The following is a 14,073-nucleotide window of genomic DNA, read 5'->3' on the forward strand; positions in this document are numbered from 1 at the left end:
AGTTCGCCGTCGCGCTTGGGTTCGTCGGCATGTCGATGCTGGGTGCGCAATTCGCGTTGGTCGCCCGGTTCAAGGCGGTAGCGGCGCCTTTCGGTGAGGACGCGCTGGTGCAGTTCCATCGCCAGGTGTCCTATGTGGCGCTGGCGTTCATCCTGGCGCATCCGATTCTCTTGCAGGTCGGCGGCGTCGACATCGTGGCGCTGTTCAATCTGGCCCAGGCGCCGTGGCGGGCTCGATGTGCCATCGCGGCCACGGTGCTGCTGCTGATCGTGGTCGCGACGTCGGTGTGGCGGCGGCGGTTGCGGATTCGCTACGAGGTGTGGCAACTGATGCACGGCGCGCTGTCGGTGGTCGTGGTCGGATTGGCGCTGGCACACATGCTGTTGGTCGGCCACTACCTGGACTCCGGCTGGAAGCAGGTGCTGTGGGTGGCGATGACGGTCGCGCTGGTCGGCTTGTTGGTCTGGGTGCGGGTCGTCGCACCCATCCGGCGGATGCGCAGGCCGTGGTTCATCGAGCGGGTCGTCCCCGAGCGCGGCTATGCTCACACCTTGACGTTGGCCCCACTGGGGCACAAAGGAATTCGCTTCGCACCCGGTCAGTTCGGTTGGTTGAGCGTCGGGCGCTCCCCATTCGCTGTCACCGCGCACCCGTTCTCGTTCTCCTCCAGCGCGGAGGACTCGGACCGCGTCGAGATGACGATCAAGTCTCTCGGCGATTTCACCTCTTCGGTCGGTGACATCGCGCCCGGTACCCGTGCCTACCTCGATGGACCGCACGGTGTATTCACCCCCGATCGGCATGAAGGCCCCGGCTTCGTCCTCGTCGCGGGCGGCGTCGGCATCACCCCGATGGCTTCGATCCTGCGCACCATGGCCGACCGCGGTGACCGCCGACCGTTTCTGCTGGTCTACGCGGTCCGGACGCTGGCAGAGCAGACCTTCGGCGGCGAGATCGCCTCGTTGGCAACACGATTGGATCTGACCGTGGTGACAGTCGTCGAGAATCCGGATCCTGGCTGGTCGGGCGAGCACGGATTCATCGATCGCGCGCTGCTGCAGCGGCATCTACCACCGCGGTACCAGCGTCAGCAGTACTTCGTCTGCGGACCCGCGCCGATGGTCACCGCCGTCGAGGATGCCTTCGCCGCCCTCGACGTCCCCGCCGACCACGTGCACACCGAGCGCTTCAACTTCGTCTGAAAGAGGTCGGCATGCGCCATACGTACACAACCCGCACGGTCTGGGCGATCGCCCTTCTCCTGCTGGCAGCCTGCACCTGGTTCGCCCTGGCACTCGCCTGAATCGGGCCGATCACTGCGACAGGGTGGCCAGCACCGCAGCAGTGTCCTGGTAGTACGGGCGGAACTCGGTGATCAAGCCGTCGCGGAAGCTGATCCATTGCAGTAGAGACGTTTTCAACACGCGGCCGGTACGTCGCGCCCGCAAGCGGCCCTGGCTGTAGACCACGACCCTCTCATCATCGAAGACGAACTGCTGCTCGTCGAACCACAACCCGTCCCAGTTCTCACCCATGGCGGCGACGAATTCCTGAAATCCGTTGTGTCCATGCCATTCCCCGCCATAGGGCAAGCTGGCCGCCTGATACATGACGACATCCTCGGCCAAATGCGCGGCCATTCCCTCGAATCCCGCACCGTCGGTGAGGTATGCGGCCTCGGCCGCGTAGAACGCCCGCAAGGTGGTCATCACATCTGCCATCGCTCCGATCCTTGTAGCCAACGCCTCGCAGCGCTGGCGAGATTCGGACATCGCGTCGGATCCAGTCGGCCTTGTGCTCTCCTCGACAATCTTCCGTCCTGTGGAAGAGTGAGGCCCGATCGTGAATTCTGTTCCACTGGTTCAGATCTGACTGCTCGAACAAGGGGAGACCTGATGGAAACCACCTTCGACGCGGAGGCGCTGGTCGGCTACCGCTATCGCGTAGACGACTACTACGAGGTCGGCCGGGAGAAGATCCGCGAATACGCGCGAGCCGTCCAGGACTACCACCCCGCACACTGGAGTGACTCCGCCGCAACCGAACTCGGCTACCCCGGCCTCGTCGCACCGATCACCTTCACCTCGATCGTGGCCATGCAGGTCAATCGCGCCCTACTCGAAAACGTCATGACCGGCTACGACACCTTCGTGCACACTGACCAGGTCTTCGAAGTGCACCGCCCCGTCGTGGCCGGCGACCGTTTGACCAGCGACGTCGAAGTGACTTCGGTCCGCCGAGTCGTCGGCAAGGACCTGTTCACCATCGCCACCACATTCACCGACCAGTCCGGCGAAATCGTGCAGGTCATGCGAGCGACGATTGTCGGAATCACCAGCGGTGAAGTCGAATCCGACGTCAGCGCCGCCATCGACCGCGTGATCATGAGCGGCCTGGACACCACACCCGCCCACGCCGTTCCAGCAGTGGCCCAGCCCGGGCGGATAGCGACTCGGATCCAGACTGCCTCGCGAAGACACCTGGCACATGGCGTGATCCGCTTGGATGATGTTGCCGTAGGCGACGAGCTACCGTCCCGAACCATCCAACTGACCCGCGGTGACCTTGTGAACTACGCAGGAGTCGCCGGCGACGTCAACCCGATCCACTGGCACGAGGAAGTGGCCTCCCTCGTCGGTCTCCCCGACGTGATCGCCCACGGCATGCTCACCATGGGCCTCGCCGCAGCCTTCATCACCGACTGGCTCGGCGACCCCGGCGCCATCACCCGCTACGCGGCTCGCCTGTCCAACTACACCGTCATCGAGGCCTTCGCCGCCGGAGATGTCGAGTTCAGCGGTCGCATCAAAGCAATCGACCCGGAAAGTGGAACTGCCAGAATCGTTCTCGTCGCAAAGGCTGCGGGCCGCAAGATATTCGGCCTGTCCACGATGGACATCCGCCTGGGGTAGCCAACCGATTCATCGATCCAAATTGGGCCGATCATCTCGGTCTGCGGAATGGCCCGAGCCCTATGTTCAGTTGACCGGAGCGAGTTCAACCGATCGTGCTGATTCGCGGGGTCCCCTTGCTCGATATGGGAGTGGCCCGGACGCGGGCACGTCCGGGCCACCTCGGCCCAAGGGCCACGCCTACTACCTGATGTGCGGCGACGGTGCCGGTCGTCGGGCGGGAGTCTGCGTTCTCGACCGACGACAAGGCTTGCAGGAGGGGTCCGTGCAGCGCCACCGAGTCCGAGCAGGCAGCCCACGGGCCGATACCGGCCGCAGGGAAAGCACCGGCCCATCGAGTCTGAAACACCCGCTGCTGCCGCGCATCTCGGGCAGCATGCTGCGGCACGAACCGTCGCTACAAAGGCACCCTGGGTCTGTGACGGGTTCGGTCTCGGCATCCAGCGATGTTTGCGGTCGATATGCCCGGGTAGGCGTCGGGTGGGTCACGCGATGACCTCCACACCACTGCGAAGAGAGAGGGACCGACGTGAGCGCTATCGACAAGGCGAACAACAAGGCCGAGGAAATCGCAGGCAAGGCCAAGGAGAAGCTGGGCCATGAGACCGGTGACGAGGACCTGGAGGCCGAGGGTAAGGCCGACCAGATCAAGGCGAACCTGAAGGACGCGGGAGAAAAGGTCAAAGACGCGTTCCGCCACTGAGGTTCCGCATCCCGGTTCTTCAACAAGGAAGGGATCGAGAATGACCACGAAATCCAATCGCGAACAAGCCGAAGACCGTGCCTCCCAGCGGGATGACGAACAGTCGGATCCGGAAGCGACCACCGAAGACCAGGCCGCGAACATGGACTACGAGGGCGACACTCCCCACTGACATTGACGTTTCGTGCCGTGCGCGACGTGTAGGGCAATGCAGGAGCATGAGGCAGTGCACGGGATCCACAGCATCCCGTGCCTCGAGCCGATAGCGTCACCCGCGTGAGTCATGACACGACAAGCGAACTCGAAGAGTTGCGTCAGCGGGTAGTGCGAATGGAAGCGATCGAGGCCATCAAGGCCCTCAAGCATCGGTACTGGCGTGCTTGTGATGCCAAGAATCCCCAGGGGTTTCGGGAGTGCTTCATCGCGAAGGGGGCCTCGATCGACTTCGGCGCGTTGGGGCGCTTCGATGACGCGGACGGGATCGCGAAGGTCTTCGAATCCATTGCGCTGCATCAGGTTGACGGGAAGCCGGTGATCCTCGACATGCATCACGGGGTGCTGCCAGACATCACCCTCACCTCGGATACCTCCGCTGTCGGCGCTTGGACGCTGCGCTTCCGGCAGGTGAATCTGATCAACAAGACCGAGACCGTATCGACGGGCGAATACAGCGACGAGTACGTCATCGAGAACGGCGAGTGGAAGATGTCCAAGTGCCACTTCCGGTCCTATTGGTCGATTACCCGCCCGATCGGAGCGGACACCGTCGTCACCGCTGAGAGCGGCGGTGCCTGAGCACGCCGGTGTGGCGCATTTGCCCGGTATCGAGGCAAGATCGGAAGCGGCAACGGCGGCACGCCCGTTGCGACCCTGAGGACACTGTCTAAGGAGATCGTGATGGCGGAAGCGTTCGTGCTCGGTGGTGTTCGGACCCCCTTCGCCCGATACGGGGGGTCGCTGTCGCATATTCGCACCGATGACCTGCTCGGGATGACCATGAAGGGCGCGTGCGAGCGGGTCGGGGTGGGCCTCGATCAGATCGAGGACATCGTCGCGGGCTGCGTCAATCCGGCTCACGAGGGCATGGGTGATGTCGCGCGGTGGGCGGCGCTGGCGGCGGGATTCCCGGACACGGTGGCCGGGGCGACGATCAACCGGTTCTGCGGCTCGTCGCTGAGTGCGACCGTCAATATCGCGCACGCGATCAAGGCGGGCGATCTGGGTGTCGGGATCGCGGCTGGTGTCGAGTCGATGTCACGGTCGGGGTGGGCGTTCATGAAGGGCGACTCGCCGTTCGGGCCGCGTGGCCCGGTGATCCTGCTCGACACCATGTGGGCGGGTGCGGGCGGTCCCGCCAATTCGGCGCTGCTGGCGCGCAACGCTTACATCGGCATGATCGAGACGGCGCAGAACGTCGCCGACCGCTATGGGCTGACCCGGGAGGAAATCGACGCGTTCGCGTTGCGGACGCAGCGAAATGCCAAGGCGGCCAGGGATTCCGGACGACTGGCCAAGGAGATCATGCCGGTCGAGATCGCCGCCACGAGGAAGACTCCCGCGCGCCTGGTCGAACACGACGAATTCATTCGCGACGACACCACCGCCGAAAAGCTGGCGGCCCTGCCCCCGCAGCCGGGCACCACGCAGATGACCGCCGCGAACTCGACTCCCCTCACCGACGGAGCCAGCGCACTGGTGCTGGCCTCGGGTGAACGAGCAGCCGAACTCGGCGTCGAACCGCTGGCCCGGGTGGTGTCGTCCGCCGTGTACGGGATCGATCCGCTCTACATGGGTCTGGCTCCGGCGTGGGCGCTGCCGCTGGCGATCCGGCGCGCGGGCCTGACCCCCGAGCAGATCGACGTGTGGGAAGTGCACGAAGCCTTCAGCGCCCAAGCCCTCGGCGTACTGCGTGAACTGCCCAACCAGCTCGGCGGTTTCGTCATCCCCGACGAGAAGCTGACCCCCAACGGCGGCGCGGTGGCCATCGGTCACCCGTTCGGCGCCACCGGCGCCCGCTACGTCCTGACCCTGGCCACCGAACTGCGGGAACGCAATGCGCGCTACGGCGCGATCGGAGTCTGCATCGGATCCGGCCAGGGAGTCGCCATCGTCCTCGAAAACCCTTCCGCCGCCTGACGTGGTGTGATGTAGCGCCCGGGGGGATCCGGGCGTGGGAGGAAGAGTTGAACTGGCTGGTCGGGCTTGCGGCTGTGATCCTGTTGTGGGTCAAGCGATCCGGGGCCTACTTCCGGCCTGTTTCTTGACCCAGAACATGCCGCGGCCGGATTCGGCGGGCGTGCGCTTTTCGCGGGGTGCGATGCGGTCGAGGTGGTAGCCGAGCCGCTGTGCGACGGCTGCGCTGCGGAGGTTCGCTGCGTCGCAATGGATTTCGACCCTGTCGATTCCCGGCAGGGCCAGTGCGATTCGGGTGAGAGCGGCTGCGCTGCGGGTTATCACGCCGCGCCCGGTGTGGTGGACGTGGCACCAGTAGCCGATCTCGACCGCGGGTGGGCCGAGGCAATCGCTCATGCCGATCGAGCCGAGCAGCGTGCCATCGGTGTCGAAGATGCCGTAGTTGAAGCCGCCGCCGGTGGTGGGCCAGCCGCGTGCGGCGGCCTCACCGAATACGCGCTGTTGTTCGAGGGTGATGGGTTCGGTGAGCCAGTCCATCCACGGATGGAGGTGGTCGTAGGACGTGGCGATCGCCTCGAATCGGGCCATCAGGTCTTCCGGCTGCCAGCGGCGGATCACCAACCCCTCCAGGTCGATTCGCTGCGGAGGGCATACACCTGGTGCGAGAGCCGGTGACAGTTCCACGTCCATGCAGCTGATAGTGGCGGTGGGACCGCGCCGGCGGCAACTGGATATGGCGCGGGTGGTGTCGGATTTGTCAAGTATGGTCGCGGGCGTGAGTAGCTCGGAGTGTCGTTGTGTGGTCTGTCGCGACTACGGGGACCGTGCCGAAATGGACCCCATCGACCAGGAGTTGGCTGCGAATATCGACCGGGTCGGCTGGGGAGTCATCGCCATCCCGGCCGACGAGATGTCCCCGGGGTGGGCGTTCACGGTGGGGTTGTGGCACACCTTCCGGGTGCCGGAGGCGGCGATATTCGGCATCGACCCGGAGCGGGCCATCCCCATGCTCAATGTCGTCGGCGCGCAGGTTGCCGCCGGCGCGCGGCTCGCGGACGGTCAATTGCTCGACGATGTGGTCGGGGGCGACTACCGGGTCCGTCTGGGACCGGTCGACGATGCCTGGCGGGGGCCGTTCTTCGGTACCGCCGACCGGATCTACCGTGCGACCGCCGATTGGCGGATCCTGCAGTGTGTTTGGCCGGATCGGGACTCGCGGTATCCGGGTGAGACCGGATTCGATGCCGAGTTCGAAGACATGCAGCCGCAGTTGTTCCTGGAGCCCGGGCAGCATCCCGGCGGCGTGTGGACCAACGACTACGAAGACTGGTTGGCCTGGGATTCTGCGGAATGATCGGTGACGCGTAGGACTCGGCGGCCGCGAGTGTGCCCGGCGCGGCTGTCACCGTGGGCCGCCGCGGCTTCGGCGAGCGGGTAGGACCGGTCGACCGGGATACGGAGCTTTCCGCGCTGAATCAGGTCGACGGCCTCGGCCAAAGCGTCGGCCATGCTCCCGCCCACTCCGGCGAATCGGATGCCGAGCATCGGCGCTTCGAGATCGGCGATGGTGACCACCTTGTCCGGATCGCCTGTCAGATCGAGTAGTTCACGCAGGACGCCGGTGCCGTTGAGGTCGAGGGCGGCGTCGATGCGGCCGAACTGCCGCACGCGGTCGGCCCAGCCGGAGTCGTAGGTGGTGGTGAGGGCTCCGAGACCGCGCAGATAGTCCTGGTTCGCGGGGCCCGCGGTGCCGATCACCGTGATGTCCCGGTCGCGGGCGATCTGTGTCACCGCCGAGCCGACGCCGCCCGCCGCCCCGCTGACCAGCAGCGTCTGACCGGGCTGAATGCCGACCATGCGGATGATTCGCAGCGCGGTCTCGACGACCGACGGATATCCGGCAGCCTCCTCGAAACTGAGCTCGCCGGGCAGGCGTGCCCACGAGGAGAGCACAGCTCGCTCGGCATAGGTGTTCGAACCTCGGCCGAAGACCGGATCGCCGATCGCGAAACCAGTTACGCCGTCACCGATTTCGTCGATAACACCTGCGGCGTCCTGTCCGACGCCCGAGGGCAGTCGGAGCGGGTTGATCCGCTGGAACTGGCCCTCGCGGACCCGCCAATCATGCGGATTCACCCCCGCCGCTCGCACCGCGATGCGCACTTGGCCGGGGCCCGCGTGCGGTTCGGGAACTTCTGTCAGTTGCAGTACATCCGGGCTGCCGTATTCGGCGAAGCGAACTGCTTTCATGCCTCGAACATAACGCTAACAGTTAGTGTTTTGCAACGGGTAGTGTTTCAGACCTGATGCATGTTCGTAGCTGATAGCATCCGATGCATGACCGTGCCGACCGGGCGTAGGGAGCGCAAGAAGGCCGCGACCCGCCAGAAGATCGCCGACACCGCCCTGCGCCTGTTCCTGGAACGCGGCTACGAGTCGGTCGGCATCCGAGATGTCGCCGCCGAGGCCGACGTGGCCGTCACCACGCTCTTCGCCCACTTCCCCTCCAAGGAGGCCCTGGTCTTCGAGCGAGACGAGGACTTCGAACACGGCCTCGCGCGCGCGGTCACCGACCGGCCACCGGGCGAACCGTTGATTCCCTTGCTGCGCAACGAAATCCACGCCATGGTCCGGCATTGCGCCGCGGCAGAAGCCATCCCCGTCTGGCAAATGATCGACGGCTCACCCGCGTTGCGCCAGTATGAACAGTCGATGCACCTGCGCCACGCGCAATCCCTGGCCGCCGCCATCGCTACCGACCTCGGCCTGCCGCCAACCGACACCCGATCCGCGGCAATCGCCAGATTCGTGATCGACGCCTATTCCCTGGGCCGTGAGTCCCCGAACCCCGAAGCCGCGGTGAACGAGATCTTCCAAATGATCGAAGCCGCCTGGTCGATCACCGCCGGTCCCCGCCCCTGAATCCAGTGCACTCTCACACGGGAGTCGCGCTCGCCCCCAACCCCTTTGAAGTAGGCGGCCCCGTATCTTCCGCTCGCCTGCAAATCGATGCTTGGGCGCGATGGTCGAGTTCAGTGCGGGTGAATCTCCGAATGGCGGGGGCCTGCGTGGTTCGAATGCTGGCGCTGGCAGGGGAAATCGTGTCGTGCTCGCCTGGTGCGATCAGGTTGGGGTGCGGCCGGTTTCGGCGGTTCGCTTGGTGAGTTCGGCGGCGCGGAGGGTTAGGTAGTCGCGTTCGGGGGTGCTGGTGGTGAGGCGGGCGGCGGTCAGGTAGTAGGTGATGGCTTCGTCTGGGTCGCCGGACATTTCGTGTAGGTGGGCTCGGACGGCGGCCAAGCGGTGGTTGGTGGCGAGGGAGGTTTGGAGGGTGTCGGCGAGGTCGAGGCCTGCCTGGGGGCCGTGCACCACGGCGGTGGCCACGGCTCGGTTGAGGGTGACCATGGGGTTGGGGGAGTGGCGTTCCAATGCGTTGTACAGCAGGAGGATTCGGGGCCAGTCGGTGTCTTCGGGGCGTAGGGCCTGGGCATGCAGGACGGCGATGGCGGCTTGGATCTGGTAGGAGCCGATGAGGCCGGTGCTGATGGCGGCGGTGGCCAGGCGGACGCCCTCGATGATCATGTCGCGGTCCCAGAGGGTGCGGTCCTGTTCGGCCAGTGGGATGAGTTCGCCGTGGGCGCCGGTGCGGGCGTCGCGGCGGGCGTCGGTGAGTAGGAGGAGGGCCAGTAGGCCGGTGACCTCCGGATTCTGGGGGAGTACCGCATACAGGTTGCGGGCCAGGCGAATCGACTCGCACGCCAGATCCGCGCGATGCAGTTGCGGGCCGCCGGTGGTGTGGCCCTCGGTGTACATCAGGTACAGCACGCTCAAGACGGTGCCGAGCCGCTCATGCCATTCCCCGCGTTGGCCGTTCGATGCGGTGGGTGGCGCGAACGGCCGTTCCACGGCGGACAAGCGCTTCTTCGCGCGCGTGATCCGTTGCGCCATAGTCGCTTCCGGCAGCAGGAACCCGCGCGCGATCTGCTCGGTGGTCAACCCGCCGACCGCCCGCAGGGTCAAGGCGATGGCGCTCGCGGGCGGCAGCACGGGGTGGCAGCAGAGGAAGAACAGGGAAAGGGTGTCGTCGCGGACCGCCTCCGTGCCTGCGGCCGGTCGCGGGCTGTCCGAGGGGTCGGCGAGCCCGCACGCCAACGGGTCGGTGAGATCCTCGAGGACAGTTTCCGCCGGATCCGGCACGGCTGCATCCAGCACCTGTGGCTCACGGAAGGCGTTGGCGGCCTCCCGGTTTCGGCGCGAGACCTCGGAGCGGACGGTATCCACATACCGGCGTTGCGCGACCTGGATCAGCCAGCCGCGCGGGTTGGCGGGAACGCCCTCGTCAGGCCACTGCAGGGCGGCGGCCAGCAGCGCCTCCTGCACCGCGTCCTCGGTCGCGTCGAAGTCCTGATAGCGGCGGACGAGGACACCGAGGACCTGCGGTGCGAGTTCGCGCAGCAGGTCCTCGAGCGTGGAATCGACTGTCACCGTGGTGGTTCCGGGCCGCTCTCAGAAGTCCGAGGGCGGGGCGCTCATGATGGCGCGGACTTCGATGTACTCGCCGATCGGCTTCCCGCCGGGGCCCGGCGCGGCCGACGCCTGGGCGGCGATCTCGATGGCGCGCTCGGGGCTGTCGACGTCGACGATCCAGTACCCGGCCAGGAACTCCTTGGTCTCGGGGAACGGCCCGTCGGTGATCACCGGCGCCGACCGCCCGTCGGACATGACGATGCGCGCCTGCCCCGGATCGGCGAGGCCTTGGGCGTCGACGAGCTCACCGGATTTGGCGAGTTCCTCGCCCAGCACCCGCTGGAAGTCGATGTGCGCCTGGATGTCCTGCGGATCCCATTCGGGCAGCGGGATGTCGCAGTAGGCGGTGGGGCTGTAGGTCTTGATCAGCATGTACTTCACGGTCGGCTCCTTGCAGTGGGCGGCGTCCCGGGCGGGCGCTCTCGTGCACTGGTCGGAGCCGTGCACGCGGATTCGACGTACCTGCTCGATCTTCGACTATGACCGCTGTCACCGCCTACAGCGGCGTCGCCGTGTCGGCGAGCCGGGCCGGATCCACCGCCTCAGCGGACAGCACGAGTTCCTTGATGCGGTCGGTCACGTCCCACACGTTCACGTTCATGCCCGCGAGCACCCGGTTGCCGGAGTCCAGCCAGAACGCCACGAATTCCCGTTTGCTCACATCGCCGCGCACCACCACGGTCGCCTGCTGCTTGGGCGCGACATACCCGGTGTACTCCATGCCCAGGTCGTACTGGTCGGTGAAGAAGTAGGGCAGCCGGTCGTAGACGGCGGGCTTGCCGAGCATGGTCAGGGCGGCGACGGCGGGCTGATTGAGCGCGTTCGCCCAGTGCTCGACGCGGATTCGCTGTTCCAGCACCGGATGCAGCTGTTCGGCGATATCGCCGACCGCGACGATGTCCGGGTCGCTGGTGGCGAGGCTCTCGTCGACCAGGACGCCGCCCGCGACCGCGAGCCCGGCATCGGCGGCCAGTTCGATATTGGGGCGCGCGCCGATCGCGATCAGGACCGCGTCGGCCTCGATGTGCGTGTCGTCGTCGAGGCGGACGCCGGTGGCCTTGCCGTCGGCGGTGGTGATCTCGGCCACCTTCACCCCGAGCCGCAGATCGACGCCGTGCTCCCGGTGCAGGTCGGCGAACACCTGACCCATCTCCGGGCCCAGCGCCGCTGACAGCGGCACCGATTCCGCCTCCAGCACAGTGACTTCCACGCCTGCCGCCCGCGCCGCCGCCGTCACCTCGAGCCCGATCCAGCCCGCGCCGATCACCGCCAGCCGCCGCGCGGAGGCGAACACCGCCAGCAGCGCGTCGGAATCCTCGATGGTGCGCAGCACGTGCACGCCCTCGGCGTCCGCGCCCGGCATCCGCAGCAGCCGCGGCCGGGAGCCGACGGCCAGGGCCAGCTTGTCGTAGGGCAGGGTCGTACGGTCCGGCAGGGCAATGGTTTTGGTGGTGCGGTCGAGGCTGATGATGCTGGTGCCCAGCAGCACCTCGATGTGATGGTCGCGGTACCACTGCGCCGGATCGACGGTGAATTCCGCGAGCTCCTTCTTGCCGAGCAGATGCTCCTTCGACAGCGGCGGCCGCTCGTAGGGCAGCCGGTCCTCCGCCGCGACCAGCGTCACCGTCCCGTCGAAGTCGTTGGCGCGCAAGGCCTCCGCGAGTTTGGCCGCGGCCAGACCCCCGCCTGCGATCACGAACCTGGATGCCTTGGTCATGGGGCTCATCTCCCTGCTGCCGTGGTGCGTGCCGCCGCCTGCGAGGCCGATATCCGACACTAACCCGCGGCGTGTCGGCCCGAGCGGAAATATCCGCAACAATCCGGGTTGTTGCGCAAGGAGACGGCCGTGCCCCGGCCGCAGATGAACTCTGAAAGGACTCGCCAGTGAGCGACACCAAGAAGGACCGGGCCGATTTCTGGTTCGACCCGCTGTGCCCGTGGTGCTGGATCACCTCCCGCTGGATCCTCGAGGTCGAGCAGGTCCGCGATATCGAAGCGCATTTCCACGTGATGAGCCTGTCGGTCCTCAACGAGGGCCGCGACGGACTGCCGCCGCAGTACGAAGAACTGCTGCGCACCGGCTGGGGTCCGGTCCGCGTCGCCATCGCCGCCGCGCAGGAGCACGGCGACAAGGTGCTGCTGCCGCTCTACACGGCGATGGGCACCCGCCTGCACAACCGCCGCGCCGACTACCCGCAGGACGGGCCGCGCGAGGAGCTGCTCGCGCAGATCATCGCCGAGTCGCTGGCCGAGGCCGGGCTGCCCGCCGAGCTGGCGGCCGCCGCGGACGTCTCCGATTTCGATGCCGCGCTGCGCACCTCGCACCACGAGGGCATGGACAAGGTCGGCCCGGATGTCGGCACCCCGACCATCCACATCAACGGCGTCGCCTTCTTCGGCCCGGTGCTGTCGCGGATCCCGCGCGGCGAGGAGGCGGGCAAGCTGTGGGACGCGTCGGTGACGTTGGCCGCCTACCCGCACTTCTTCGAGCTGAAGCGGACCCGTAACGAGGATCCCCAGTTCGACTGAGCCACAGGCGTTCCCGGGAACCATCCGGCTCCCGGGACACCTGCCGTCAGTTACCCGGGCCGCCGTAGTTGTAGTACGCGGCCGGATTGTCGTATCCGCCGGGAGCGGGCGGCTGATAGCCGGGGTACACCGACGGCGGTGCGGCCACCGGCGGATTCGGCCGCCAGAACAGCTTGCCGTGGCGGCTGCGGTCGCGCAGCGCCCACATCCGCCAGGTCAGCACCGGATGGCTGGCCATCGCGTTGACGATCCAGACGAAGAAGCCCTTCTCCTGCGCGGCGCGATCGGCCATCTCGTCGAAGCCGACCAGGTTGTTGAGGTACTTGCCACCCGCGAGGGTCTGCATGGCGGTGGGCGCGCCGACGTGCCGGTTGCAGAAGCCGTGATTGTCGGCGGTGTACTCCTGGGCGCGGATCAGCGAACTGCCCAGGATCGGCAGGAACGAGCCCGCGAACATGCCCAGCTGCCGCCAGTAGGAGACGTGCCCGGCCGCGATGTGCCCGACCTCGTGGCCGATGATGAACGCCAGCGCGTCGGGATTGCGTGCGGCGCCGCCGATTTCGAACAGATCGCTGTAGACGCAGACGTAACGGCGGAAGCCGTGGCCGGAGGCGAACGCGTTGATCTGACCGTTGCCCAGCACCACGTACGCGTCGGGCACCTTCGGCATGCCGAAGCGCGCCGCCGCCTCCTGCACCAGGCGATAGCCCTCGGGGAACTGGGTGGGCGACATCTTGACGCCGTTCACCCGCTGGGTCGCGAAGTTCATACCGCGGCCGAGGTAGACGAGCACCGGCGCGAACACCAGGACCAGCACCCACTGGTTGGCGTAGCCGGTGATCAACAGCAGCACCGCGATCGCGTACGCGACCGCCGTCGTCAGGATCACCAGGATCAGCAGCGGGATCTCCCAGCTGTGCCGCGCGGGCATCCCGAACGGCGACAGGCCCCGACCCTGCTGCACCATCGGCGGCGGAGGCGGCGAATACGCTTGCTGCGGAGCCCAACCCGGCGGACCCACCTGCGGATTCCAGCCACTCATCCCGGTGACGGGATTCCAGCCCGGCTGGTTCGCGGGTGGTGGTGCCGGATGGGACCCTGTCGGATAGCCCCCGGTTGTCTGCCCCTGGTAGGCGTTCGGCGGTTGACCCTGGTCGTCGGACGTCATGTCCGGATACTACGTCGGGTGGGTGACGCCGGTTCGACGTCGCGCGGCGCGTGATTCCGGGCGGGTCGCGGGCGTGAACCCCCTGCGCATCCCGGTCCCGGACG

The 14,073-nt window shown here is 66.8% G+C and carries 16 protein-coding genes and 1 pseudogene; 10 read left to right on the forward strand and 7 right to left on the reverse strand.

Translation table 11 applies throughout. The features are described 5' to 3' along the window. Positions 1-26: 26 nt before the first annotated feature. Positions 27-722: pseudogene (locus tag OG300_RS00005) on the forward strand (ferric reductase-like transmembrane domain-containing protein); the annotation flags it as partial. After that, positions 696-1,202, forward strand: coding sequence for a hypothetical protein (locus tag OG300_RS00010; protein ID WP_405498858.1), 507 nt, complete (start codon positions 696-698; stop codon positions 1,200-1,202). The pseudogene OG300_RS00005 and the gene OG300_RS00010, both read left to right, overlap by 27 nt. A 111-nt stretch (positions 1,203-1,313) precedes the next feature. Here OG300_RS00010 and OG300_RS00015 read toward each other — a convergent pair whose 3' ends face one another. Further along, complete coding sequence (locus tag OG300_RS00015) at positions 1,314-1,721, reverse strand: nuclear transport factor 2 family protein (RefSeq protein WP_405490776.1); 408 nt, start codon at positions 1,719-1,721, stop codon at positions 1,314-1,316. 174 nt (positions 1,722-1,895) lie between these two features. On the opposite strand from OG300_RS00015, the gene OG300_RS00020 reads away from it, so the two are divergent. From OG300_RS00020 to OG300_RS00040, 5 genes are all read left to right on the forward strand, one after another. Beyond that, entirely contained in the window at positions 1,896-2,912 is a 1,017-nt protein-coding gene (locus tag OG300_RS00020) for a fused (3R)-hydroxyacyl-ACP dehydratase subunits HadA/HadB (RefSeq protein WP_405490778.1), read from the forward strand. A 529-nt stretch (positions 2,913-3,441) separates the two neighbouring features. Continuing rightward, a complete protein-coding gene (locus tag OG300_RS00025; RefSeq protein ID WP_405490780.1) occupies positions 3,442-3,615 on the forward strand; it encodes a CsbD family protein in 174 nt (57 codons plus the stop codon). Positions 3,616-3,655: 40 nt separating this feature from the next. Continuing rightward, positions 3,656-3,787, forward strand: a complete 132-nt coding sequence (locus tag OG300_RS00030) for a hypothetical protein (RefSeq protein ID WP_405490782.1) — start codon at positions 3,656-3,658, stop codon at positions 3,785-3,787. Between the two features lie 158 nt (positions 3,788-3,945). Further along, positions 3,946-4,410 carry a nuclear transport factor 2 family protein gene (locus OG300_RS00035; RefSeq protein WP_405498859.1) on the forward strand — a complete coding sequence of 155 codons (465 nt, stop codon included), beginning with the start codon at positions 3,946-3,948 and terminating at the stop codon, positions 4,408-4,410. A gap of 102 nt (positions 4,411-4,512) precedes the next feature. Then, complete coding sequence (locus OG300_RS00040) at positions 4,513-5,751, forward strand: thiolase family protein (RefSeq protein WP_405490784.1); 1,239 nt, start codon at positions 4,513-4,515, stop codon at positions 5,749-5,751. 90 nt (positions 5,752-5,841) lie between these two features. Here OG300_RS00040 and OG300_RS00045 read toward each other — a convergent pair whose 3' ends face one another. Next, complete coding sequence (locus tag OG300_RS00045) at positions 5,842-6,438, reverse strand: GNAT family N-acetyltransferase (protein WP_405490786.1); 597 nt, start codon at positions 6,436-6,438, stop codon at positions 5,842-5,844. A 142-nt stretch (positions 6,439-6,580) separates the two neighbouring features. Here OG300_RS00045 and OG300_RS00050 point away from each other — a divergent pair, with 142 nt between their 5' ends. Then, the gene (locus tag OG300_RS00050; RefSeq protein ID WP_405490788.1) at positions 6,581-7,102 is read left to right on the forward strand and encodes a DUF4262 domain-containing protein; all 522 of its coding nucleotides are present in this window, start codon (positions 6,581-6,583) and stop codon (positions 7,100-7,102) included. Here OG300_RS00050 and OG300_RS00055 read toward each other — a convergent pair. Next, the gene (locus OG300_RS00055; RefSeq protein WP_405490790.1) at positions 7,066-7,998 is read right to left on the reverse strand and encodes an NADP-dependent oxidoreductase; all 933 of its coding nucleotides are present in this window, start codon (positions 7,996-7,998) and stop codon (positions 7,066-7,068) included. The genes OG300_RS00050 and OG300_RS00055 overlap by 37 nt on opposite strands. An 87-nt stretch (positions 7,999-8,085) precedes the next feature. Between OG300_RS00055 and OG300_RS00060 the strand changes: the two genes are divergently transcribed. After that, a complete protein-coding gene (locus OG300_RS00060; protein WP_405490792.1) occupies positions 8,086-8,670 on the forward strand; it encodes a TetR/AcrR family transcriptional regulator in 585 nt (194 codons plus the stop codon). A 201-nt stretch (positions 8,671-8,871) separates the two neighbouring features. Here the strand turns inward: OG300_RS00060 and OG300_RS00065 are convergent, their stop codons facing one another. The 3 genes from OG300_RS00065 to OG300_RS00075 form a co-directional block, all read right to left on the reverse strand. Continuing rightward, positions 8,872-10,230, reverse strand: coding sequence for an RNA polymerase sigma factor (locus tag OG300_RS00065; RefSeq protein ID WP_405490794.1), 1,359 nt, complete (start codon positions 10,228-10,230; stop codon positions 8,872-8,874). A 21-nt stretch (positions 10,231-10,251) separates the two neighbouring features. Continuing rightward, on the reverse strand, positions 10,252-10,653 hold the full coding sequence (locus tag OG300_RS00070) for a YciI family protein (RefSeq protein ID WP_405490796.1): 402 nt from the start codon (positions 10,651-10,653) through the stop codon (positions 10,252-10,254). Positions 10,654-10,768: 115 nt separating this feature from the next. After that, positions 10,769-11,989 carry an NAD(P)/FAD-dependent oxidoreductase gene (locus tag OG300_RS00075; protein ID WP_405490798.1) on the reverse strand — a complete coding sequence of 407 codons (1,221 nt, stop codon included), beginning with the start codon at positions 11,987-11,989 and terminating at the stop codon, positions 10,769-10,771. A gap of 167 nt (positions 11,990-12,156) precedes the next feature. Here OG300_RS00075 and OG300_RS00080 point away from each other — a divergent pair, with 167 nt between their 5' ends. Further along, complete coding sequence (locus tag OG300_RS00080; protein ID WP_405490800.1) at positions 12,157-12,801, forward strand: disulfide bond formation protein DsbA; 645 nt, start codon at positions 12,157-12,159, stop codon at positions 12,799-12,801. 46 nt (positions 12,802-12,847) lie between these two features. Here OG300_RS00080 and OG300_RS00085 read toward each other — a convergent pair whose 3' ends face one another. Next, positions 12,848-13,843, reverse strand: a complete 996-nt coding sequence (locus OG300_RS00085) for a M48 family metallopeptidase (protein WP_405498860.1) — start codon at positions 13,841-13,843, stop codon at positions 12,848-12,850. Between the last annotated feature and the right edge of the window lie 230 nt (positions 13,844-14,073).

Origin of the sequence: Nocardia sp. NBC_00511, assembly GCF_045161165.1 — a bacterium.
Taxonomy (GTDB): Bacteria; Actinomycetota; Actinomycetes; order Mycobacteriales; family Mycobacteriaceae; genus Nocardia.